This is a genomic window from Priestia sp. ST2 (assembly GCF_055810735.1).
Window position 1 is genome coordinate 1 of sequence record NZ_JBVVNT010000007.1, and the last position, 24,793, is coordinate 24,793.

The 24,793-nt window shown below is 40.7% G+C and carries 19 protein-coding genes; 2 read left to right on the top strand and 17 right to left on the bottom strand.

Going from position 1 to position 24,793, the window contains the following annotated elements:
- The 17 genes from AC0KUU_RS24370 to AC0KUU_RS24450 all read right to left on the bottom strand — a co-directional run.
- Window positions 1-4,721, bottom strand: a 4,721-nt coding sequence (locus tag AC0KUU_RS24370) for a hypothetical protein (RefSeq protein ID WP_473453318.1), incomplete at its 3' end; no start/stop codon positions are given.
- Window positions 4,722-4,724: 3 nt separating this feature from the next.
- Window positions 4,725-5,054 carry a hypothetical protein gene (locus AC0KUU_RS24375; protein WP_473453319.1) on the bottom strand — a complete coding sequence of 110 codons (330 nt, stop codon included), beginning with the start codon at window positions 5,052-5,054 and terminating at the stop codon, window positions 4,725-4,727.
- The gene (locus AC0KUU_RS24380) at window positions 5,054-6,958 is read right to left on the bottom strand and encodes a hypothetical protein (RefSeq protein ID WP_473453321.1); all 1,905 of its coding nucleotides are present in this window, start codon (window positions 6,956-6,958) and stop codon (window positions 5,054-5,056) included. The genes AC0KUU_RS24375 and AC0KUU_RS24380 overlap by 1 nt, the downstream gene beginning before the upstream one ends.
- Entirely contained in the window at window positions 6,945-8,906 is a 1,962-nt protein-coding gene (locus AC0KUU_RS24385; RefSeq protein WP_473453323.1) for a hypothetical protein, read from the bottom strand. The genes AC0KUU_RS24380 and AC0KUU_RS24385 overlap by 14 nt, the downstream gene beginning before the upstream one ends.
- 16 nt (window positions 8,907-8,922) lie before the next feature.
- Window positions 8,923-9,213, bottom strand: coding sequence for a helix-turn-helix transcriptional regulator (locus AC0KUU_RS24390; protein ID WP_473453325.1), 291 nt, complete (start codon window positions 9,211-9,213; stop codon window positions 8,923-8,925).
- Window positions 9,185-10,681, bottom strand: a complete 1,497-nt coding sequence (locus AC0KUU_RS24395) for a hypothetical protein (RefSeq protein WP_473453327.1) — start codon at window positions 10,679-10,681, stop codon at window positions 9,185-9,187. Before AC0KUU_RS24395 ends, AC0KUU_RS24390 begins: the two co-directional genes overlap by 29 nt.
- A 17-nt stretch (window positions 10,682-10,698) precedes the next feature.
- Window positions 10,699-10,959 (bottom strand): hypothetical protein, encoded by a 261-nt coding sequence (locus AC0KUU_RS24400; protein WP_473453329.1) that lies wholly within the window; start codon window positions 10,957-10,959, stop codon window positions 10,699-10,701.
- Window positions 10,960-11,078: 119 nt separating this feature from the next.
- The gene (locus AC0KUU_RS24405; RefSeq protein ID WP_473453331.1) at window positions 11,079-12,728 is read right to left on the bottom strand and encodes a hypothetical protein; all 1,650 of its coding nucleotides are present in this window, start codon (window positions 12,726-12,728) and stop codon (window positions 11,079-11,081) included.
- Entirely contained in the window at window positions 12,712-13,665 is a 954-nt protein-coding gene (locus tag AC0KUU_RS24410; protein WP_473453333.1) for a hypothetical protein, read from the bottom strand. The genes AC0KUU_RS24405 and AC0KUU_RS24410 overlap by 17 nt, the downstream gene beginning before the upstream one ends.
- 14 nt (window positions 13,666-13,679) lie before the next feature.
- Window positions 13,680-15,341 carry a phage terminase large subunit family protein gene (locus tag AC0KUU_RS24415; protein WP_473453335.1) on the bottom strand — a complete coding sequence of 554 codons (1,662 nt, stop codon included), beginning with the start codon at window positions 15,339-15,341 and terminating at the stop codon, window positions 13,680-13,682.
- Window positions 15,342-15,356: 15 nt separating this feature from the next.
- The gene (locus AC0KUU_RS24420) at window positions 15,357-16,553 is read right to left on the bottom strand and encodes a hypothetical protein (protein ID WP_473453337.1); all 1,197 of its coding nucleotides are present in this window, start codon (window positions 16,551-16,553) and stop codon (window positions 15,357-15,359) included.
- A gap of 134 nt (window positions 16,554-16,687) precedes the next feature.
- Entirely contained in the window at window positions 16,688-19,336 is a 2,649-nt protein-coding gene (locus tag AC0KUU_RS24425; protein WP_473453338.1) for a hypothetical protein, read from the bottom strand.
- Between the two features lie 65 nt (window positions 19,337-19,401).
- Entirely contained in the window at window positions 19,402-19,941 is a 540-nt protein-coding gene (locus AC0KUU_RS24430) for a hypothetical protein (protein ID WP_473453339.1), read from the bottom strand.
- Entirely contained in the window at window positions 19,942-20,136 is a 195-nt protein-coding gene (locus AC0KUU_RS24435; RefSeq protein ID WP_473453341.1) for a hypothetical protein, read from the bottom strand.
- A 17-nt stretch (window positions 20,137-20,153) separates the two neighbouring features.
- Window positions 20,154-20,948: a sigma-70 family RNA polymerase sigma factor gene (locus AC0KUU_RS24440; RefSeq protein ID WP_473453343.1), complete on the bottom strand. Its 795-nt coding sequence runs from the start codon at window positions 20,946-20,948 to the stop codon at window positions 20,154-20,156.
- A 15-nt stretch (window positions 20,949-20,963) separates the two neighbouring features.
- Window positions 20,964-23,696: a hypothetical protein gene (locus AC0KUU_RS24445; protein ID WP_473453345.1), complete on the bottom strand. Its 2,733-nt coding sequence runs from the start codon at window positions 23,694-23,696 to the stop codon at window positions 20,964-20,966.
- Window positions 23,693-23,863: a hypothetical protein gene (locus AC0KUU_RS24450; RefSeq protein ID WP_473453347.1), complete on the bottom strand. Its 171-nt coding sequence runs from the start codon at window positions 23,861-23,863 to the stop codon at window positions 23,693-23,695. The genes AC0KUU_RS24445 and AC0KUU_RS24450 overlap by 4 nt, the downstream gene beginning before the upstream one ends.
- Before the next feature lie 189 nt (window positions 23,864-24,052).
- Between AC0KUU_RS24450 and AC0KUU_RS24455 the strand changes: the two genes are divergently transcribed.
- Complete coding sequence (locus AC0KUU_RS24455; RefSeq protein WP_473453349.1) at window positions 24,053-24,364, top strand: hypothetical protein; 312 nt, start codon at window positions 24,053-24,055, stop codon at window positions 24,362-24,364.
- A gap of 12 nt (window positions 24,365-24,376) precedes the next feature.
- The gene (locus AC0KUU_RS24460) at window positions 24,377-24,712 is read left to right on the top strand and encodes a hypothetical protein (RefSeq protein WP_473453351.1); all 336 of its coding nucleotides are present in this window, start codon (window positions 24,377-24,379) and stop codon (window positions 24,710-24,712) included.
- Window positions 24,713-24,793 lie beyond the last annotated feature (81 nt).

Consider the following 24,793-nt stretch of genomic DNA (forward strand, 5'->3'; position numbering starts at 1 on the left):
TGACCTGGAACACTCATTTGAACAGCGTCATGTGTGTGGAGTTTTCCTTCTGTATATGCCTTTTGAAGCTCTTTAAATGACTTAATTTGCTTCGGTGTTCCTTTAGGCATTACATCACGAGTCATGTAGTAAATTCCTAGTTGCATCTCATGTTTCAAATCTGTGATTAATCCGTTGTTCGTAGGATTTAATAGATTTTTAGAAGGAAGTAATTTATCTTCTGCTTCTTTGGTTGCTGCAGCTGTAATCGGTAAATGCACCGCCATTTGATCCCCGTCGAAGTCAGCATTAAATGCTGTTGTAACAACAGGATTCAAGCCAATTGCACGTTCCTTCGAGCCATCACCATTCCAGTTAATTTTCGGATAGAAGGCTTGGATAGAGTGACGGTGAAGGGAAGGTTGACGGTTAAGAATAACCGGCTGCTTCTCTGCAACTTTCGTTAAGGCATCACGGAATTCAGGTGTGCGATGCTTCATGAAAGAATCAATCTCGTCGCTTGTGTATTGACGTTTTTGTAACTCATTCATGATTTTCGGTGCAAACATTTCTGCTGCTAAATCCTCCGGTAATGCAACTTCATCCAGTTTTAGTGTAGGATCTACTGTGATAACAGAACGTCCAGAGTAGTCCTGCATTTTAAACTGCATCTTCGAACGCAAGAAACCTTGCTTCGATTTAAGGGTATGCATAATCCCTTTAATCTCTTGGCCACGTTTCGGATCTTTTAACGGCTCTCCGGTACCCACAATGTTTTGCATGTTTTTATAGTAATCTTGCTTCAAGTTGCTATATAGGTAGCGGTCCGCTTCTAGTGGCTTGTTGCCATTGGCTTCGATGAAGTTTTTGTATTCATCATTCTTTTTAAGCAATGATTGATACAGCATAGAGATACCATCTTCTGCAAAAGCATTGTTATCGCCCATTTTTAGCGGCTTACGATACTTAACAGGTAAGACTGGAAGTGACTTCATCATGTAGTCTTCTGGCTCAAGTCCTCGGTCTAATGCTTTAGCTAGCATCATCACTTGACGTTCTGCAGTCGAACGCTGCGGTAAGGTCTTTGCATCTTTTAGACGAGTTTCAGCTTTCTTTAACTCATCTTTCAAGTTCACATCTTTTAGAAGGGTAGTAAGAGCCGAACCACCTGTATCTGCGACAACATCTTTATCCTGCATTTGCAGTTCATCAAGTGTTTCTAAATCAACAAGCTCTCCTTTTTCAAGACCGGAATCTTTTGGATCAAGAACAACGAACTTTTTACCTTTTACGATATCCTTGATATTGGATTGGCTAATTCCTTTTGAAGCAAGCATCGCTTCATATGGACGCGGACCATTATTATCATCAAGGAACAATGGATTCGGCATAGGTTCAATCAAGTCTACACGACTCCATTGAGAGCCATCTTCTCCGAAGATTTCAGGGTCATACACACCACCAGGACTAAAAGTATTTGTTCTTGCTTTTAAGCCCTTAGAAGAAGTCACAGGCGTTTGAGCAAGGTGCTCTAAATCCTTTTGCTTCAATGGATTTAACATAAGCTCTGTAAACTTTTCATCCAATGTTACTTCTTTATCATCACGAAGCGGTGTCATCTGAACACCTGCAGCATAAAGCTTATCCTGCAATGTCTTCAACGTTTGTGGAGTCATAGGTTCCGGAATGGCTACACCACGACGGATAGCGGCAAAGATTTCATTACGATTCTTTTTATCGCCAGCTCCATCACTTTTTAACGTTGTCATTTCGTGAATGTTATGAACAGCACCCGCTGAAGTGAGTGACCAAAACTCCATCGCACCTGTCGCTTGAGGGTTGTGACGATCCCCATCAATGCTGCCAGATGTTTTTCGTGGCGATTGGTTTATCTCATCAATACTACCTTTGATGTTACGAGCAGTGATTTTACTCTCTACTTTATGCTTTAGCTTCAGAATGTACATCGGACCTACAGTAACCTTGTTCTCATAAGGTTTACCAGTATCAGGATTAATAAGTGTTTGCTTACCGTCAGGCATTCCGATAGAAGCTAATTCATCCTGTAGACGTTTTCCTTCACTAGAATCAAAGTTTAAGACTTTATAGGAATCTAAACCTTTCTTCTCTGCAATTAAGCCAGCATTGATTTCAAATAACTGTCCCGGATTCTTACGCGACGGTACCGCAAGAGGGGAAAAGATCAACTCAACTGCTTTGCCATCAACTGTATGAGGCATTTCTTTATCAGGAAGGATTTTAGTAATCGTTCCTTTGTTTCCGTGGCGGCCCGACAATTTATCTCCTTTTTCCATTGGCTTAAAGGAAAGAATTTTAATCGCCACTTTCAGTTTGCCTTCACTTGGCTCACTTACCATGACATCGATAACTTTACCTTTTTGATAACCCACCGCACGTTTACTTACATCTTTGTAGATATCAGAAGGAAGCTCTACAATTTTGTTTCGTAGCAAGCGGCGAATATCTTTCTGTCCAGCAGACAAATCTTCTTTTTCTTTTTCGCGAACCGCTGCGACTAAGATATCACCAGCATTGATGTCTTCTCCTTTTTTAATAATTCCATTTGCATCAAGCTTTGATAACAGACCAGGAGAAACATGTAATTCTTTTAAGCGGTCAATGGCTGTTTTGGAATTGAAGGCTACTTGACCTTCTTTATTCTCCATTTCAACCGAAATCGTCTTGACCTCTTCAGATGCCATCTTCTTTGCGAACGTCTCACTCACGACTACGCCATCCTCGAAATTGTAGCCCTTGAAAGGCATATAAGCGACGCGGATATTGCGTCCTAATGCTAGTTTTCCGTTCTTAGATTGCCAGCCATCCGCAAGTAATTGACCAGCTTTTACTTTGTCTCCTACTCGAACAACAGGCTTATGATGAATATAGCCACCTGTTTTTCCTGTAGTGAAATAATTTAATTTACGAACTTTCTCAACACCGTTACCTGTATCAATTTCGATGAAATCATCACCAATACTTTTAACGGTACCAGCTACAGGAGCTTTCAAGATGTAAGAAGCACGTTCAGCCATATCTTCTTCTACAGTCTTTTTGGTTTCGGGATCGGAAATACTCTGCACAAGAGGTGCTTCCGGGTTTTCGAGACTTAAAGACTGCTTCTGCATCCCTGCACCCATCAACATACGTGCTCCGTCATTGTGGCCGCCGAATGGAATCAAGCTAGTCGCATGACTCATATGAGAAGAAGGGCTGTAGTCAATCAGCGTTACCTTGCTTTTTGGTACCTCTGTGAATTGACCTTTATGACGTACACGAACCTTATCAGTCTTGAAGGAAGTAATACGTCCTTCATCATCACGATTCATATCTTTTGGAATATTAAATGCAATGTATTCATCGAACTCATCTAGCGGATCGATATCATCTATTAACTTGCTGCGGTCCACATCACCATTTTTTACTCGGTAGAATTTAGAGTACAAACGGCCATTCTTAATTGTGGCGCCAGAAGCAAAGTGCTGAACAAGTCCCATACGGCTACTTTGCGGTGTCTCAACAGGATCGATTTTTGCGAACGCTGTGTCCTGCAAGTTACGATTGGCATTACTAGCTGATTTATCATTTAAGCTGCCTATACCTAGTGAAGTCACCTTATAGAGCTTTTGGTGAATATCAAGCGGGTTAGATGAATCTACAAGCTCCGCAATGTCACTGCTGTATAATTCTTTAATGCCTTTTTGGATATACTGATCCGGCTTCGCACTAAGCTTTTGTTGCTTCTCTGGTGTCATTTCAGAATACGTCATGCGTTGTAAACGTGTATTCTGCCATTCACGAATCCCTTTACGTACATATTCCGCTACCGTATCTTCTGGTGATTTAATATCTTTAAAACGTAAATCATCCGGAAGAGGAGACGAATTTGGGACTTTGTACTCTTTCGCCAGCTGTGCAATTGTTTGTAGAATAGTGGTAGGTTGGAAAGTACTAGCCTTTTCGCCAATTGTTTGTTTATTAATCTTTTGAGAATCTTCGCTGAACGTTAGTTTATCGCTAAGGAACGCAAGGATTTCTTGTTTTGCTTCTTCGCTGCCAGGGAAAGGTTTAGCAAAGAAAGCGGCATATACTTTTTGGTCAGACATATTAGAAGCGTGTTTGAGTAAAGAATCTGCCAATTCTTTATCTTCAATAGCTCCTTTAATCTGATCGTCTGTCACACCTAGCACACGTAAAAGGGAAATGACATCAACATTACCCGGATTCTTTTTATGAAAATCCATCGACAATCCTTTTAACTGGATTCTCATTTTAAGAGTGTCGAAGTTTAATTGGAAACGTTGCTTTCCAGCACGAACTTCACCTGTAATCATTTGTGTATGATCTACGTTACGGATAGGGTGAACATAAATCCCGTTACGCATTTGCATACGGTTTAAGACAACAATTTCATTTCCGTTCGTTACATACGTACCACGTTCTGTAGGGTAGGGAACACGAATCATCGCAACGTTTTTATGCGTTTTGATTAGTTCGCCTTTATAATACACCTCAATGGTACCCGTCACTTTCGCTTCAATGTTATCATCATCCAAAAACGCTTTTTGTTGCGCTTCATACGTAACAGATGGTTCTTCTACTTGAATATCTTTCACATCAAATTTATAATCACCGCGTTCATAAGGGAACATGTCAGCAAATTCATTTTTGATGTTTGAGATTAATTTATCTACCGCTCTTTTATGATCAAACCGTTCCATCTATTACATCAACCTACCTTTCATTTTCAATTGATAATCAAGGACAACTACAATACCTTCAGCAGTAGGGAAGTTGTACAATTTGATTAATCGTGTTCTCGGATCATTTAAAATATCATCAATCGGTCGATACCCTTCATTCGCCATAAACCTACGCACACATCGTTTGAATTTTCGTTCACGCGGCTCACATGGTTTCATTCGAATGGTCGCTGTTGTATAAGCTGTTTCCTCTGAACATGAAATCGTCATGGAAATTAAGTCTAATTCCTCGTCGTTTAATACATCATTTAAATAATCTTCATCAAGATTTAAACTAACGCTACGAAACATTACACACCACCTACCTGCCTACGTGGAGGCTTTTGATCAGGATACGGTCGCATATCTACATCGTCTTGTTCTGCCATAAGTTGATTATAGTATAAAAGCGCTCGTTGCGCGGTTTCTTTAGGGAGCTTCTGAACCAAATATGAACGTTCCGCTTCACCCATTGAAACCATTTTTTGAGCAACTTCAATCGCTTCTTGTTCTCTGTTTTGAGACGATTGCTCACCTTGACCAGCAGGTGCTTCCGCGCCTTGAGCTTGTGCTTCTGCAGCTTGAGTATTCGGATCTTCTTCCATTCCTGTATCTGTTGTTCCAGGAGCCGGTTCCGGTACAACAGGTGCATTAGGAGGCATTTGAGGGACTTGCCCCATTTCTTGCGCTTTTTGTTCCATTTTCGCTTGAAGCTCCATTTGTTTCTCTTGAAGCTCGACTTGTTCTTGCATCTTACGAATACGTTCCGCTTGAAGCTGTTTATTAACTTTCGTTGAGTCAAGACCTAGCACATCTTCAAACAGTACTTCATCCGGTAATTTGCCTTGTTGATTCAAGGAAATCATTAACTGCTTTTGCTGAATATCATCTTGCATTTTTAACTCACTGAAACTTACTTTTACTAATTTATCGTCATCATCGATGGTTTCCCATTCGCCGCGAATTTCCGCTAATCTCTTGATTAAGAAATTATTAATGTAATCTAGCAAACTTGTACGATACGTAATGAAATGATTTTCTAAAATTCGTAGGGACGTTGTGCTCCCACTGTACGAAACACCGCCTAGTACGAATTCACGCGGCGCACCTAGTCCGGCTAGAATCGTTTCGTTTAGCTGCTCAATTTCAGGAACAAGCAATAACGTTTTTCCTTGACCGCTATGCTGAATCTGATTAATCGGAATAGGGGAGACGATCTGGTAGTTCGGATCATCGAGCTGCTTCTTTAACTCAACCGCGAAATCAGTAGCGGCTTGAGCGAAATCTAAGTTTGGTGAAAGCTCATTTGTTTCTTGGAAATAGTAGACACGTTTCGGGATGATGTGTTCCCGCGCAATCGCCTCTTGAGCTTGGCGTAGGACGTTTGTATAAAGAATAAGCTTCATAACATGGAGAACACGTGGAGTCGCCCATGTGCCATCGTCACCACTTTCAGAAGGCATCTGAATATGATAGACGTAATCTGATTTCAATTTAACGAGGCCGCCTTTAGCTACAGCCTTTTTAAAAACTTCAGGAATACGTTTATATTTTTCTTCTGGATGCTTTGTTTGAATTACACGCTTAAGAGCAGTAGGGATATCATAGTAATAAACCTTTTCATTCGTTGCAGGGTCTTTATCAATTCGAACGCGTGTAACGTCTAGGCGCTGAACTGATTTCCATACGACTTCTTTTTCTGTGTAAATTTCATTTGTTTCTTTATTACGGCGTTTAACTTTTTTGATACCCGGCTCTGCAAAGATGATGCAGTTGGCATTTAAAAAGTAATCGTAGCCCACTTCGATTAAATGTTGATAAAGACCGATATCGTTTAAAACGTTCTCGTAAAATGTATACGTCTTACTTGCTTCTTCACTGTCTTTTGCATCTGTTTCAATATCATGTTCATCGGCAGCTTCCGTATCATTTAAAATCCAATCCGTAATAGGGAAGGTAGCCAGTGAACGAATCGCTGCACCAACAAGCGGATCGAATTTAAAGAAGTAGCGACACCAGCGAAAGATTTCGCGGTAGTCACTAGGAATCTCCATGTCACTTAATGTTAAGAAAGAAGAGCGATACGCTTTATACGAGTCGTTGCTTCGCGAGGCGCTAGGTGAAGCGGTTTTCACCATTCCACTTGAGCGCCCCATTAATTTGTCTACATATTGCATCATCTTTTCATGAGGATCTACGCTATTATTTTGACTCACGGATCACACCTTCTTTCTCCAGTTTGTCAGTAAGGTAGTGGAATTCTTGATGCTTATATTCAACAAAGATAGCGGTCATTAAATGAGCAACAACCGTTTCTTTCACCATATTGATAACGCCTTTGACATTATCTTCAGGGATCATGGACGTTAGGTTGTATTTATTGATGATATTTTCCGTTGTTACGTATGGGTTATCTGGTTCCAGCTGCTCGGCATAGTTTGAAATAATGTCATCTACAATTTCTGTGATTTGTTCAGTCATGATATGCTGCGTCTCGATTTGCTTATCATCCGTCAATCCGCTAGCATCACGTTCTTTCCATTTACGCATAAGAAAAGAGTTAACGCGGTCATAAAATTCTTTTTCAGAAGGATTATCTTCATCAAAGAGCTGCTGTGATACAAAGCGGACATTGGCATTCATTAATTCCTCTGATACATAAGGCGCAATCTTATCATGGAATTCTAGGAACACTTCATCACCGTCATATGCTTTGGCCACTTCTAAACCAAACACGATCTCTTCAAAAGCAAGGTTGCCCTGGAAGGTATCAAACAAGACACTCTTTGAATTCATGCCACGCATAAACTTTTCAAACGTAAGCGGCGTTTGGTACATCGCATGTTCTGGTGAGCTAATCGCTCGTAAAATACTAATCTTGTTTAATGGATTATCTGTAAGGCCTTCTTTTAAATCGAAGTCCAGCTCCAGTTGTTTTAACAAGGCTTCTGTTTCATAGTTAGACCATTTCTTACCGTAACGACTTGAAAGCAGGCGATCATAGACGAGAGGGTGGATGTCCGCATCTTCAAACACATTGATGTCATCCCGCTCGATTACAGGAAATTCATCTTCCACAATGTCATCTACAATATCTTCAAGAGCAGCGGCTTCTTTATCCACTTCATCTTCTTCCACATCTTCGACTTGCATTTCGCCGTGACTATCACTCGTACCAGCTATCAAAAGGTTACCCGGCTCTGTATTTTTAAAAGAAGCTTGCTGTTCAAATGATTCTTCTTCGTTCTGCAATTTTGCAGACAATTCGTTTGTATGTTTTCGGAAGAAATCAATAAAGAATTCTTTATCTTGATTTTTGAACGCTTCGTATCCTTCTTCATTCATGTGAAGGAGAGTAAGTTGTTCAATTAATTGCCCGTTCCATAGGTACACCACACGGTCCGGTAAAAAACCTACGTTAATTTCATTATTCAAACGGTCTACGCTAATTTGTTGTTCATCATCACCCTGGAACAAATCAAAAACCCCTGCAACTTTTTCAACTTGTCTAGGGTCTAAGAGTACGGCCGATTTATTGAAAGGGCGTAGATCATTGAAGTTAACAGGGATGTTTAATTTCCTGCCTTCTAATCCTTCAGAAGCAGTTTTAACCATTGGCTCAAACTCTTCTTCCGCTACTTTTGTTAGTAAATCTTGCTTAGCAGAAAATGTTGCCTCTTTATATTCACCGTATCCATTAGCGGCTATTAACCGCTGCATCAATGCTTTTTCCGCTAACTGGATTTCCATATTCATTTTGTTCACAAGCAGGTTGCGGAAATAGTCACCGTCTTGCTTTACGAATGCCTGCTTCATTTGAGGTGTCATTTCATCTGCTTGAATAATATCGAATGCTTGCCCGTTTAAGGTGTAAAGCACATTGATAGGAGTGAAGACGATTTTAAGATTCTTCAGCACATCTTCTACTTGTGAGTACGGATTATTTTCAATGGTGTTTTGTTTCTGTTCTTGCTGTGCTTGAGCTTGTTTTTTATCTAAGTATTGGCCACGCTTTTTGTTATACACGTGAGTAGCTGCATACCCGCCAGCAATTGAACTCAATACAGAAGTAGGATCAATACTGACATTGAAGGCTACTTTCTCGGTGAAATCTCCGTAAACACGACTGGCTTGTGTGACCTTATATTCTGGAATTGTAATCATTCAATCATTCACCTCTTTATTTAATGTAGGTTTGTTCCGTTATCTGAACAGGGAAGCGAGGTTTAAAAGGTTTGTCTGTCACAACAGCCACTTCAATTCCTGTTGTTTTAAAAGCACGGATACCGCCTTTGGTGATGCAGTATCCGAATAATTTTCCATTCTTCATTTCGTAAGGCTCAATGGAGCGCTCTGAAATTTTATCTTTATCGTCTCGATAACGAATCCGCACTTCCTTATTTTCAACAGCACCGTCACGAATCGCTTGAGCCGTTGCTTGATTAGTTTGAACTGTCGGTAGTTTCGCCATTTTGGTTTCGCTCCTTTAAGTATTTGCCTCCAACGCCTGCAAGACCGCCAACAGCAAGAGTGCCAGCACCAGCTTTCAAACGTGCATCCGCTGTACGTGTCTCTAATCCTTTGACTTGATCATCGAGTGATTTCTTCACTTCGTTTGTCTTTGAATCAAAAAGACGCTGCGTGAAATGGCTTTCTGTTTTGTCGTTCACAAGGTTGCCATATCGTTGTTTCACAATATCTGATACATTTTGGTGCTTCAGTTCACTAGCTGCTAAGTCAGCTGGATCTAAATCTTTAATCGCATTGATTTGTTTTTTATGACCTAGTAAATCATTGACGAATTGACCTAAGCCTAATTTGTGAGCATTACCCGGTGGTGTGAATGCCACTTTGCTAAATAAGTCATCCGATTGTTCAGATGAAAGTTTAGGAAGAGAGCCCATCATATTCGTTGGATGATTACCTAAGTTGTGATCATCACTTGCATCTGTAGAACCAAGCTCAATAATGACGCGGCTGCCTTTTGGTTTATCATCTTTTCCTTCACCGTTCTTCTGTTTTTGGTCATTCATCACTTTAGCAGCACCAAGCGATACACCAGTGAACCCTAAACCTGTTGCCATCGCTTCCGGTGTTTTTCGTCCAATCTCACGCATCCGATTGTAAAATTCTAATGAACCTGCAGCTTTATCCATCACGGGCTTTTCCTCCTTATTTGGCAAGAAACTTCCGGCATATCCGAATGAGTCTTCAAGTTTTTGTTTATTGTCTCTTTCTGTTGCTAACCGATCTATGGCGTGAAAACCGGATAATCCTCCTCCGAATGCCAAACCAGCTAAGCCAGAACCGACTGCATCACGTGCCAACTCTTTCTTATCGAACAGCGGTTTACCATCGTTATTTGAGCCAAAAAGCTTTGTTTTCGGCTTTTTAGGTGGTGGTGTAACGTTTGTGTCGCGTTTGACGGTTTCGCTTACAACCTTTTGATAAATCTCACGTACGCGCTGTTCAACGTCCCGTGAAGCATTGGTATTTCCGTTTAAGACGTTATCGACTGTTTCTCTTGTCGTTTCATTGGTTAAGCGACGAGCTACTTCACGACGAATCCGCTCTTGCATTTGCGGATCGTTCTCCACTTTATCTAAAGAATCGCTTAGTAAGTCATTGAGGTGCCTGCTTCCATCAATCGGTGTAGGTTTCTCCATCTTCTTTAGTTTGAAGAATGTTTTCTTGCCGACTTGCATCCCAAACTTTGAGCCTGGAGAACCTTTGCGACGGATATAATTTTCAAAGCCTTTCCCCATAGCACCTAGCGCTCTTTTTCCACCTACAGAAATATTGTTCAAATCTCCACGGATTGCTAATGTACCGGCGCCTGTTAAAATAGCGCCAAGTGCAGCTAATTCAACGGTGTTTTGTGACCATGAATCCTTAAAGTTTAGGGAATCCTCTTGTGATCCATTTAAATTTTTACTCACGTTGTCACCAACTTTCTTTATTTTGGTCGATAAGGATTGTTATCTTTTATCGCTGGCTTAAATAAAGGCTGAACACCTTCCACTTTCGCTTTAGGCAATTTCAGCTTTTGCGTTTCGTTAATATCTGGTTTAGGTTGTGATTGAGGTGTAAGGGTAGGCGGCTTACTCACTTGTTCTAAGCTTTTGACACTTGTATCAATGGCACCCTTCAGGCTTCCCGCTTCTTTAAGCATCATCCGTGCATGTTTTTGTAATGCTTGTTGAAAAGTACGCTCCATACGCTCACCTTCTTTATTTATTGTATAGTTCTATTGTACTAGATAATAAGTCCTAGACAACATAAAAAAACGCCCCGAAGACAGGACGTTTTTTAAACCTATTCAATTAAGAGCATGCATTAAGAGTTGTTGCGGATAAATGTATCGGCTTCAACATACTCTTTGTATGCTGCTTCTTTACGCATTTGCGCTTCTTGTAAAATATCTTGTGGAGCTGCTGTTTTTTCAACTTTGTATTCGCCAGGGTTGTTGATTACGTTATACCCGCGCATATCATCAGCTTTTTTGTTGCCGATCTCGCCATTAGCAACAGTTTCAGTTTTCTTTTTAGATTGGTTTACTTTTTCTTCGATATTGCTCTTAGCATCAGTTAGAGCACCTGCTACACCTTTAGCAGCAACGCCGTCAGCACCAGCCGTTTTCTCTAATTCATCAGCAGACATTTCATTAACATCAATAAAATAAGCAATCTTATCGAATAAAAGGTCGTTATGGTTACCTTGAACGATATCTTCTAATTGCTCTCTTGAATAGTTACTTTGAGCAACCTTCACGAATTCGCTTTCCATATCAGAACGTTTTAAACGTGCGATTTGATTGAACATGTCAGAAGCTTGTTTGCGAATGCCTTCTTCCACATTCTCATCATTTGCCGTATCGATTAATAGTGCAGCACCCGCTACTTTTAAAAAGTCTTGAACTAACTTTTGCTCTGTATTCATGCTAATATTTCCTCCTTCATATTGGGAATCTTCTTCATTAATTCTAACACCTGCTGTTTTGTCGGACAATACTTCTTCTGAGTCTTCTGAACTATTTTGTCTTGCATCGTAGGTCTTTTTACCTGCAAGAAGTCCAGCACCAACCAACCCGGCTGCTCCAGTACCTAACACCTGTGCGCCTTTACGACGTTGATCTTCAATTTCACCTTGTTGTTTTTGAGCATTGATCCAGTCAACATTTGCTTTCTCATGCTCATTCATCATTTGCATCTGCAAAGGTGCATCGCCAGCTTCTTGTGCTGCACGTACAGCTTGAGCCTTTTCAGAAACAAGTTGATTCATTTCATCCACATGCGCTTTTGCTGCATCAAGTTCACTTCGTAGCTTCCAGAACTTTTGAGTAGCATCCTTATATTCTTGAACGGTATCAACAGCTTTCGTGAATACAGGTCCTAAGTCAGCTGCTACTTTATTTAATTCTTCATCTTCTGCAAAAGAAGCTAATTGCTCAACTACATACTCCATGCCTTCTTGTGTGAAAAGCTGTTGCATGTTTGATTCGTTCTCGAAGAATAGCTCTTGAGCTGTTTTATTCAACACTTCTTCGTAACCTTCTTCACTAGCTAATAACTTTTCTAAACGTTCAGAAGCTACCTTTTGACGGCCATCTGATTCGTCTGTAGAAATAGCTAGTAAGTTAGCAAAAGCACCCATGTACGGAAGTTGATTCATTAAAGCAGGAGCCGCTGTCTTTTCAAAATCTTGATAGCTTTCATCCGCTTGTGTATGTGCTTGTTTCGCTACTTCTAGGTTTTGTTCCGCTTCTGATAGAGCGGCTTCAAGTTCTGCTTGATCTTGCGGAGAAGCAGGAAGTTGATCTTCTACTTCTTGCACAGCGTCAGCATTTTGAGCTTGAATTGCTTCAACTTCTTCTTCCGAAAGACCTGGCATCGGATCAGGATTCATCGCTTCAGCCGATTCATCTTCCGGAACAATCTCATTTGCAATTTTTTCTAACTCATCAAGATAATTATTGTTGTGTGCCATTTACTTTCACCTCACTGTCAGCCGGAGCTGTTTTTTGTACCATCGCTTCTTGTTGGCGTTCTAATTGTCTCGCAAGCGCAATTAATTGCTGATAATCATTGACTTGCGATGTAGGTTGAATCTTAATCTCTTTTACTTTGGTGGAATCATCCGCTTGTTTCAAGAGACTGTATTCTCCTAACACGTGATCTGCGACTTTAGTACTATGTTCCTCCGTTAATGTTACCACAAAATCAGGGCGGGCACGTCGTCTTTTCACCAATTCTTGACCAATAAAGGATGCCTTCTTCGTAATGCCTTCGATAGCATCTTCCGTCAAGGGAACATCGTTAAGTAGTGTATTGAACACCTCATTGCCGGACTTGTATTGTTTTTCTGTCATGACTAAGCTATTAGCAATCTTAAAGATGCAGCTTTCAGACTCTCGTTTCAAACGATTTAATTCCTTTTCATTCTCCTGTTTCTCATAAGCAGCGCGCTTTTCCATTTGGCGTTGACGCATGCCATCGACATCCGCATTTAAGTTATGGAAATAGCTAGGCTCTACTGAAGCGGCTTTATCCATTGAACCTTCTCCAGCCTTACCAGAAGATAGGTTAGGGTTGTTCATTTCAGGTGGAGCATCAGTACCCATTTCTTCCACAACATCAGCTAGGGAAGCTAACTGGAATGAAATACGGCGGTCATTCGAGCTACGCTTCTTGTCATAGCGTAAGTTATAAGCAAGCGTATTTGATTCTTCAACTAAGCGCTGGATCTGTACGCGGTTGAAACTTTCTTTCTTGCTCACATCCGCTAAGACTTTACTTAAATCAATATTTTGATTGACGCTCTTTTCAGCAGCTTGTTGCGATAAACGTTTCACTTTCTCTTGGAATCTACGTCCTTGCGCTACCTCTGAAGAAATATCAGTGTTTTTATTACGAATTGGAATCATGCTTATTCCTCCTTTTAATATGCATTCGCTTTAACAGATTTAAAGATACTTTCTTTGCCTTTATTTCCTCCTGCAGCCTTCGGAACAAATGCACCATTTCTGTACATTTTAGAAGCAAACCATGCGTACAGTGTGGCATGGAAGGCATCATCAGGTTGAGTAATATCATGACCATAGAATAATCGTTCCGCTAAGCCATTGCTTGCTTTTCGGTATTCAGAATAGATAGCGGTAAAGTTATCGTAAAAGACATCGAGCATGCCTTCATCGTCTTTACCGAATAGACGCAAGTTGCCATCGTTACAGAAGTCAATGAAGTCTGTCATCCAATCAGAACGTTCAATCAAGAACTTGAATTCGAGTGGATTGTAGTTTACCTTCACTTTTTGCTGGCCGACATATTGACATTGAGCGAAGCGAGTAGCACCGAAACGTTTGAAAATACGTTTGTTTTCTTTCACACCGGCACCATAGTCAGCTACGATAAATTTGCAGCGGAAAGCATCCGCAATGCGATAGAGCTGGTTGATTTGATAATCAGGATCTAAATCTTTTCCTTTTTCAAATCGCTTCGAATAAAGGATTTGAAATTTACCTTCTGCATTATAAGCACCTACAACCATAATGGTATAACCTGTTCCAGCTTCACCATTTTTCTCACCTTCACCCCAATCGACACCTAAGAAGGTAGGAGTATTAGCAAAAGCCGTATTGGTTACACGAGTGAGCATACTGAAAGCTGTATCGGTTATGTCAAGCATGAAGCTTTTTGTAAATGGCTTATCCGCTTTTTCATAAGATTCACCTAGTACCTCATTCTTCAAACGAATAAGAGGGTAGTTCTCAATCTTCTCGTAAATCTCTTTCGCTGCAATATCCGGTACCATCATCTGAGTGATACGGAAACCTTTTAACTTACGATTAGGATGGCGATGTTCCCAACGTCCCATCGCACGTACAATGTCCGGTATAGGCTTTTTGCATCGTGGATTTCTACAAACATAGGCATGAGGTTCAACACTCTCTACACCCATCACTTGATGTTTGCCACATGCTAAACAACGAATAACCCAATCCGCTTGAGACGATTTATCCCATTGTTGTTGAATCGTGTTGCTAAACGTTTTTGGTGTCCCTGTATAGATTCGATGTTTGTTTTTAGAACGTGTTTGGGTTTCCATAATGACCGGTAAAGCATCTACGACGATATCTTGAATTTCATCTATGAAAATATCATCGATAGAAAGACCACGGATGTTATCGGCTTCTTCAAAACAGTTTCGAAGATAAATCTCGGCCCCATTCGTAAACTCTTTATGGAACACTTGGTTAACTAAATCAGCGCTCATGTAACGTTTTCGAATAATATCGTCTTGACTGTAGCGGAACAATTTATCTAAACGAGAGCGACTGAATGTTTTTACCTGTTCATTCATTGGTGCTACATATAGGGAACGTGAGAAAGACCGCAATAATACGTTATTGGCGATTTTAATTGATTCAGTGGTGGACTTCTCAACTTGTCGTCCCGTCATCATTAAGATTTCTTCAATTTCTGCGTTGTGGATCGGTTTTAAATAGTTACGCCCTTGCGTAAATCGTAAAGCTTGCCCATTTAACTGATACATCGATTCAGCGAAGGCCATTGGTAACAGGTTTAAATCTATTGCGCCCATAAGTTACCGCCTCCCTTAGTCGAATCCGAGGATACCGCCATCATCCTCATAGGAAATGTCGTCGGAATCGTCTTCTGAATCATTCTGTGCCTGCAAGTTTGCTTGTTTAAAGGCATACATTGCTTCACGTTCTTCTTCTTCAATACGCTCAAGTGTTGGCATAACTGCCTCAATAATTTGTTCATTAACACTTTTAGATACTTTCTGACTAAGCACATCATCAATGCTAATAATCTTATCTGTTACCTTCGTCATCATGTTAACAACCGTATTGAGTGATTTCACCACTTCATCTTCTGTACGTTCATCCAGATCACGGTAACGTCTATACGTTCGGGTGAATACATCTTTGAAAGCATCACGCATATCAGTTGTTTCTAAAACAGCGGCATTAAATGATGTATTGGTATGCATACTGCTAAGACGCTTAATCATATCGCCAAGCTGTGTGATTTTATTTTTCATCGTAGAGAGCACTTCATAACGCTCCCCGAAACTAAATTCAGCAGCAGGCATGTGCCTCATTTCTGTTAATCTCTTTTCAAGGTCTGCTTTCTCGCTTTGAAGATTCTCCACTAGCCGATGAATATCTTGACGCGTCACATTAAAAAATGACTTTGCATACATTTTGATTTCTTGAGGTGTGACTTCAAGTTCATACATTTGATACAAATAATCCGAAATTTGTTCAGGAGAATAGCCATCAATTAACGATCTTTCAATAACATGACGTTTCGGATTTTGTAGCACCTCTACTAAATCAACAGGCTTTTCTTCTATAAGCAATTCACCTGTACTTGGATGCGTAGGGATATTTGATAGCCCTTGATAATGATCAACGATTTCTTCTGCGAAAAATTGCTCAAGACCTAAGCTCTTTAATAAATCAATAAACGCTATCCGATCACTCTCTGATTCTACAAATGTAGACGTAATCGTTAACGTGTCACACGGTAGTTTTAAATGATAACTTTTATAGTATTTTGAGAGCTGTGTCTTCTTTAAACGGGGATACAACACTTCTGAAAAGTAGATATCATAACTTTCCTTGTCGTCCCACGCTAAGCCTAATCTCATGAGCTCTTGTTTAATCCGTTCAAATGGCCAGCGCTTTAATAATAAGTATCGAATGTAATTCACATAAGATTTGCTTTCGATGCTTCGGACTAGCGAACGGTGTTCAGGAGTGATTTTGTTGTATTGAACAATCATTGATTCACCCTCCTTTCCGTTGTTGCATTCTATAAGATTCATTTTATAGGAAAATAGTCCTATATTCATTGCTTTATTCTACATTTCCCTTAAAAAACTACAAATAAAAAAAGCCCTCCGAAGAGAGCTCTTTCTTAATAAGAGAATGTAATTCTATCTAATGGATCCGTGTACTCTTTCACAGCAGGGAAGTTTTCATCAACTAGTGCGTCTGCCGCTTCTTTGTACAATGAATTCCAGTTTGTATCTTGTTCAGTAGCTGTTTTTTCCTCTTCAACTTGTGGTGTTTCTGGTTGCTTAGACTTCGCAAGAGAAGCGACACCTACACCAGCACCCGTTACAGCACCACCAGCCGCTACGCCTCCAGCTGCACCTTTGACAGCACCGCGAGCTTTATCCATTTTTTCTTTTTCTTTATTTACGCCAGCTTCCATTTTTTCTAAGTGTTGACGAGTGTTTGACACACCATGTTGTCTAGCTTGCAGTTTGAAAGCTTCCGGTGTACTGAATGATTCGTAAGATTTTTTAGCATCGTTATAGTTTTTACCTGTAACTGTATTGACACCGTTTTTAATCTTCCCACCAAGTCCACCAAGAGAAGGAGCGGCAATCTTAGCTAGATGATCCATTAATTCATCTTGCTCCTTGGCGATTTTTTGTTGTTGCATCATTGTAGGTTTAGGTTGCAACATACCTGCACCCGGTTGTTGCATTGGTACTTTCGGTGTTGGAGCCGGTGTTGGCGTTGGTTTTGGTGCATCGCCACCTGGATTCTTCAAGTGAATACCGTTCGATGATGGCGTTGGTGTAGGAGCAGCAGGCTTTGGTGCAGAAGCTCCACCTAAACTGTTCATGCTATTCGTTAAATTTTTAATACCAGAAGATGCTTTTGAACCAAGCGTACCGAAAATACCCGCTACTTTTTCTTCTAAGTGATCCATTAATTCATTGGCTTCTTTTGCCTGCGGATGTGCATCGTCCCACATATCGTGAAGTCCTCCGACAAGCGCACCACCTGCTCCACCAATAAGTCCGTTCGTGACCGCCCCTGCTGCAGCTCCTGCGGGTCCGGCTTGCATACCACCTGACGCTGCACCAAGAAGAGCACCAGTCATACCGCTTATTTTAGCGTTAGCCATAGCGTGACTATCTTCTTCATTTACACCTAGAATGTTATTCTTTTTCATTAGATAACCGTGTGGCCCCGAACCAAGAAACGTTTCTGTAAGGAAGTGACGATCTTGACGGCCTTTTTCCCCGTGAGTTTCTTCCGCAACTTTTTCGAGGTGGTTTAATAATTCATTTGCTGACTTATCGACTCCAGCAGGATTGTTAGACACAGAACCAGCTCCTTGACGTGAAGATTCAACATCTTCGTTATTTTCACCTTGCTCAGCTGCTAATTCAGCCATCGCTTGCTGTTTTAAAGCTTCATATTTTTTCATTTCAGAAGCAGCACCAGCAGCACCAATACCTAATCCACCTGCAACAACACCAGGCATAACTAGATTGCTACGCGCTTCATCACGATTAGCGATTTGACGATCCATAAGCGATTTCGCCTGATCCACTTCTGAAAAATGTTGCATAGCACCCATTTGTGGCTCACGCTCTAAGAAAGCTTGTGGAGTAGCTATCTCTTCATATGCTTTTTGCGCTTTACGTGCGCCTGCTCCTGTCGCATCCGCTAGGGTTTTGAAGACACTTGCTACTTTTTCTTCCAAATGCTCAAATAGTTCATTTGCTTCTTTCTTCTGCTTTTTCTCTTTATTCGCTTTCATATTCGATGCCACAGCTCCTCCTACAAGACCGGCACTACCAGACGTTACGCCTAGTTGAGTGATCGCATCCTTTTGTTTTTTCTTTGCAACATCTGCTTTACGTTGTGCGCTATCTACACTCATGTTATAGATGTCTTCGGAAACCATTTTTAACTCATCGTTACCTTTTGCTTTACGAACGCCTTCTAAAGCTTCCTTATGGTTTTTACCTAAAAGATTACGAGAATACTCTTTAACGCCTTCACGAATACCCGCTACCTTTTCTAAATGCTCCATAAGCTCACTTGCTTCTTTGGCTTGTTCAGCACGTAACTCTTCCTTGATGGCTTCTTTAATGTCTTCATCAGACTGAGATTTTTCATTCTGCACTAAGCGTCCATAGTCCACTAAAGAGCCTGCACCATGACCCACCATCGCACCCGGAATGGCTCCAGTAACTGCACCAACGCCAGCTCCTAGTAAACCCGTACCGATGCCGCCTAGTTTATTTTTAATACCAGGAGACGTTAAACCCGGTAAAGCTGACATTGCACCTGCAGCGGCTCCAAGAGAACCTGTTACGCCAGCTCCTAAAGCGGCACCATAATCTCCAGCACTTAAATGTTCATCTTGTGCAACTTTTTCTAAGTGAGCCATAATATCTTCACTCGCAACTTGTTGAAACGGTTGTTGCTGTTGTTGAAGTTGATTAGATATTTGATTTTGCTCCATAACATTCCCTCCTGTCGTTGGTTGATTTGATTCTTGATACGCTTTGTATCCACCTAGACCAGCTCCGCCTACAGTTGTAACACCAGCTGTACCAGCGCGAGCGATGTTGCGGTCCACTTTGGCATTTGATAAATCCTTTTTCATACCCTTCATTTGTTGACGGGATACTTCCGCTGGATTTGCATTATCAAGTGCTTTTTGTGCTTTCCGCACATTTAAGCCAGTGACATTCTTTAAAAATTTAGGAGTACCTTTAAGAAGAGCGGTACCAATGCCAGCTTCTTTTTCCATTCATTCCACTCCTTCCAATAGGTCTTATTACCTATAAATTTATCATAAAAAGAGAAGACGTGTACTTATTCTTCGTCTTCTTTCTCAAGAAATTGATTCATCGCTACTTCCGCACCAATGCCTCCCAAAATCCCACCGATGCCCGGAAGCATTCTGGAATATGGATGACGTACTTTTTCAGGGAAATCCCCGCGCATGGTTGCTTTGGGAAGGTTGCCGAAAAGAGGTTTGACCGTACCTTTCTTTAAATCATCCATTGAACGTTTTAATTCATATGGATTACGTGCCAGGGCTTTTATATCGTCTTTGAGCTCTGCGTATTGTTTGCGATAAAAGTCACGATCCGCTTCAGGTAAGTCATCAAAACTTAATTGGCCACGTTCAATTTTAATTAGCGTTCGCCAATGTTCTAGGGCATCTTCTTTATCCTTGGTTAATTGCAAGGCATCTTCTGTTAGTTTGTTTTGATGGCGAGCATCAAGCGGCAAGGAAGCTAAAGAGCCTGCTTGCCAGCCAATGCCCGAACCTGCTAATGCGGCGAGTCCTAACTTTAATTCCTTCTGCTTTTCTTCTTCTGTTTTATCACCAAATAAAGACAAAGGCATTTACTCACCACTTTCTCTGCGGTTATATTTAAGTCGTTTCTTCTTCCCGCGCCGTTTGGTTCGCTTTAAAGCATTGTTTTCCTTTTTCAATTCCTTGTTTTCTTTCTCAAGAAAATGCAAACGGCGGTTTAACTGATCAAGTTTATTCCATACTTCTTGATGGATTGGTTGATACTCGTTTGGAAGGTGACTCATCGTAACCACACCTTTTTTTAGTTTTGTTGGGACAATTCATGCCAGCGTCTAATAATTTTACGGATATCTCCTGTACTTACACCTAATGTAAGAGACGTTTCAACAAACGGTTTGCCATCTTTCACAATCATTTGAATCACCTGTTGCTCTCCAGGCGTAAACACTTGCTTGATTTTCCGGTCTAGTTCTTCTTCTTTCATCGAACCAAACACATCATTATCGCCAATGGTTGTTCCTTCAGTGAATTGGTCTTTAAAGGTTAAGCCATCACTTTCTTCATCTTCACCAAACACAGCGTCGCCTAAATAACTTTTGACATGATACGTTTTAATCTTATCGAAGTCAGTGGCAGCATCTTGTGGATAATAAGAGCGTACTTGGTCTTCAGTCGGATTTTTACCATGCTCCATTTCAGCTGTACGAATCGCTTGTTTGTATCGATCAAGATCCGGATGTTGATTACGCGGTACATAAGGACCTATTTTGTTTTCGGAAGTTGCATTTCGTAAATTACCGTTTAGTTGCCGAATGATGTAGGTTTTTAGTTTATATCCTCTGCTTGCATCAAAGCTTTTAATAATATCCGGTAGCTTTGTTTCAGCTCTCATTCGCAAGTTAGAAGCGGATACCTCATTCCCCGATGGAATAACATCCGCAATGGCTTTTTCAATTAAAGGACGGAGAGAGAGGCGTAGCTTTTTGTACGCCATTTCGTCTCCAGCCTTATATTTTTCAACAAGCTCTAACTCATCTTGTTCGGATAGCCGAGTAGGTTGAGCTAGCGCAACCTTTAAAAAAGAAAACCTCCCCATACTCATCCACCTTTCTTATTGTGAATCATGTGCAGATTCTCTAGCATACGCTAACCCTGCTAAACCCGGCACACCTACAGCAGTAGCGGCACCTACATTCTTAACCGCTTCTTTTTGACGCACATCGCCTTGACTTTCATGCAGGCTGCGTAGTTCTTGCACACCTTTTGTTAGCTCTGCTTCTGCTTGTTTGGCATTTTGCAATGCCTGTTGAACGTTTGGTGATTCGGAACCCTCATGCATGACCGCTCGTAACTTCGCATTTGCATTTTCGTATATTTGTTGTAATCTTTGTACGTTCTTTTCAGCATTCCCAATGTATTGCTCACCCTGCTTTAACAATGGATTTGTTCTGAAAATACCTGCCTGCTTAGTTAACTCGTTTTTTTTTACGAATGAAGCATAGCGATATAGGCCATCTAATTGAGCTACAGCGCTTTTAATGAGCGTTGGGTTAACTAAGTAGTTATTTGTACGAATACGCTGTTTGCGGTTGAAATCAATAAGCTCTGATGCTTGCTTTTCGATTACTTCCTTCAGACCAGCAACCTTTTCAAATACCTCATGTCCGTTATGAACATAGTTTCCTTGATAGATCTCACCAGCAACCTTATCTAAACGGTGCTTCAGGTTAATCATCGCTGAAATTTCATGCCACGTTTTACCGTTTAATTTTGAAGCGGTCTTTTCCATTTCCGTTGCGACTTCTTCTGATTCTTTCGAGAAAGAGAAGAGGCTATCTGCTCTTTGTGCAGCTGATACACTACTAGGAATAGTAGATGCTAGAACATTCGCAATTCCGCTTGATACACTATCCTCAAGTGCTGGCATGAAGTTTTTAGAATGAAGCATCGCATCGGCAATACCTTTCATCTTTTGCTTCACTTTAGAATTGGTTTGATCCGTAAGAGCAGTTGTTGCCCCATTATGGTCTTTTGGTAGATTAAAAGTAGCGCTACGCCCGTTACGCTTTGTGATTTCAAAGAACAAGGTCTGTTTGCGGAAGTCAAAGCCTAGCTTATTTAAAAGTGTTTTAGCTTCACCTTCACTTAAATCACCTTGCGAACGTTTTTCTAACTTCACGCCTTGAGACTCACTACCTTTACCATGTTCAGTAAATTGCCACTCCACACGATATTTCTTAGGTTGACGATCCGATAGCACAACAAGTGTTGCTTTGTTTTGATCGTTATAAGCCGCTTGCTTACTTAATGGACCTTCTTTAAATAAGCTGTCTGGTCGTGTGTAATAGTTCGTGATGTGTTTTTCTAAACGGAAGAAAGGATGATCTTCAGGGAAAAGGACAAATACTTTTTCATCCTCTGTTCTAAAGAAATCGTAGCTGCCGCTCGATACCATATCCAATGTCAGTTTGACATTATCTAATTCTTCTACATATTGATTCACATATTCTTTCACTTCTTTAAACGACATCCACGTAGGTTCTTGAATAGAAGGGTGCTTCGATACTAAAATACCAAACGCTTGATTACGATCTCCGAAGTCGTTACCATCTTTAAATTTACCTGGATTAACTTCTCGACAGTGGAAATAGTCTTCAAACAACGGGTTGCCCATCACATTTGATTTTTTGTTACGGTTAATGACCATCATTTCAGAACGTTGGCCTTCGTTGTAGCTGTGTTCTACCTTAAAAGGATTCATCAATGTCTCAATGCCTTTTTCAGTCGTGTAGATGTAATGCTCTTTTAAAGCACGAGCTTCAGTAGAAGGAAGATCAAAGGACATTGGCTTTTCCGTACTAGCCATAAATGGTTGATTAGACTCTAACGTGACAAAGCCGCCATCTTTATCAATGACCATCGCGTCTAGTTTAGGAGACGTGTAGCGTGTTGAGTTTTGTACCCATCCATCAAACTTGCGGTACACGCGCCCTAGATTAAACGTGAAGCTACCTTCTGTAAATGTAGGGAACATGATATTGTTTCCGCTTGCTGCACGATGAACATTGAATAACTTTGCTTCAGAAAGCTTAATCATATCGTTCTTTAACTTGGCGATCTCCAATGTATTTTCATCAGAATGAACGGCAGCCGTCTTCTCAAACTCTGCTTCTAATTCTTCCTGTGCTTGTTTTGTAATATGTTGTTCAAATGATTCTAACTGAGCAGGCGTATATACTTTTACTTGCGCGATTTTTTCCATAGCCTCATTGAACTCGTTGAGTACATCGACTTGAGCCATGCGTAATAATCGTTCGTCATCCATGGTTCCGAATCCCGGTCCATCCCAGGGCGTATCACCACGCAAATCTTTTTGACGATGATTATCACGTACCGCCATGATTGTTCCTAAGAAGCCGTTGTTTGGCTGGATGTCATCAAACTGCGCGACTTCCATTGTGTCAAAGCCGTCACTGTTTTCTACACCTTCTTGAGCAGACTTTGCTTTATGTTCAATTGAATTAACAATTTTGCGTAGTTTGCTATAATCATAGGCTACTTCTTCATCACCCATGCGGATCACGTCAAATGGCAACAAGGTTTTATCTACAATTAAGAATGGGATATATAGATTTGCACCGTATACAGTTAAACGAATGGCACCATATGCATTCGTGACGTTGGTAGATAAATCGTTATCCTCGTCTTGAATCTCTAAGAACACTTTCGTTTGAACCGCTGATTGGAAATCTCCTAACGCATCCTTAATTTCATTTTCTAAAGTCTGTTCAATCGCTTGAGGTGAAGAATTGTGCAGAACAGTTCCAGAAGCTCTTTTTTTCATGAGGATTTCCCTGCCTTTCGTTTTAAATGTTTTTGAACAAAACGGTCTTCGGCTTCAATATATTTATTTTGAATAGGGACGTACTCATTCGAAGCGGTTTTCTCGAAGAGCTTACCCTTAGCATCAATAAATACATCAGGGCCGATGAGAGAATACGATTTGGTCATGACCCCTAACACCGCCTTTAATAGTAAAATAGTCCTATTTGAAGTATACCATGTCAACTTTTCCCTTACAGTGTTTTTTAAGGGGATTCAGAAACTACTTGTACGTAAAAAGGTGTGATAAGAATAGTGGAAAAACAACGAGACATTTGATGTGCTCGTTTTTTTATTTTGTATAAAGGAGGATTCCTAGTGAAGAGAAACAATGGACTAAATCGAAAACAGTGGATGGTGCTGATCCAGCAGAGTATTAATGAGCTGACACAGCAGCAAACAATTTTATTGAAGAGGGGAGATTTATTTGGAGAGAAAGAACGAGGCACATACAGACACATTTATGATGAGCTTTGCAAATTGTTAACAGACACCTTAGCAGAAAGGGATCTTCAAGAAATGCATCGATACTTACAGGTTAGTGTCTTTATGCCAAACGAAAGTTTTTTAATGGATTTATTTGAAACGAATCATTTTCCATTATTGTTTGAGTTATTTGAGTATGAGTGAGGAGTGGATGATATGAATTTAAAACGGTATGCAGCACTAGGCGGTACCCATACATTTACCTGGAAAGACCGCTTTGAATGTCAACGAACACCCTTTGATCCAGAAGAGTTGCTGCAGGTAAAAGAAATGACAGATTTAGAGTTAACGCATTTAATGATGTTCTGCGGCATTCGCACATTTAACGATACGCCGGTTGTTACGTTAACAGAAGATGATAAACGATTAGCTTACGTATTGTGGAGAGCTGACCAAATGATTGAACAAAATAAACAATTAGCTGATAAAGCGGAAAGAGGTGTCAAATGGTTGAAAAGGTTTCAACAAGTCGTGGAGGTGCTAACCAAATGAACTCATTGAGTGAGGTTGGCGCTTCTGTAGTCGTGTGTTCTGCAAGTAAGGAAATGAGATATACCAAGTGTGGGGAGTGCA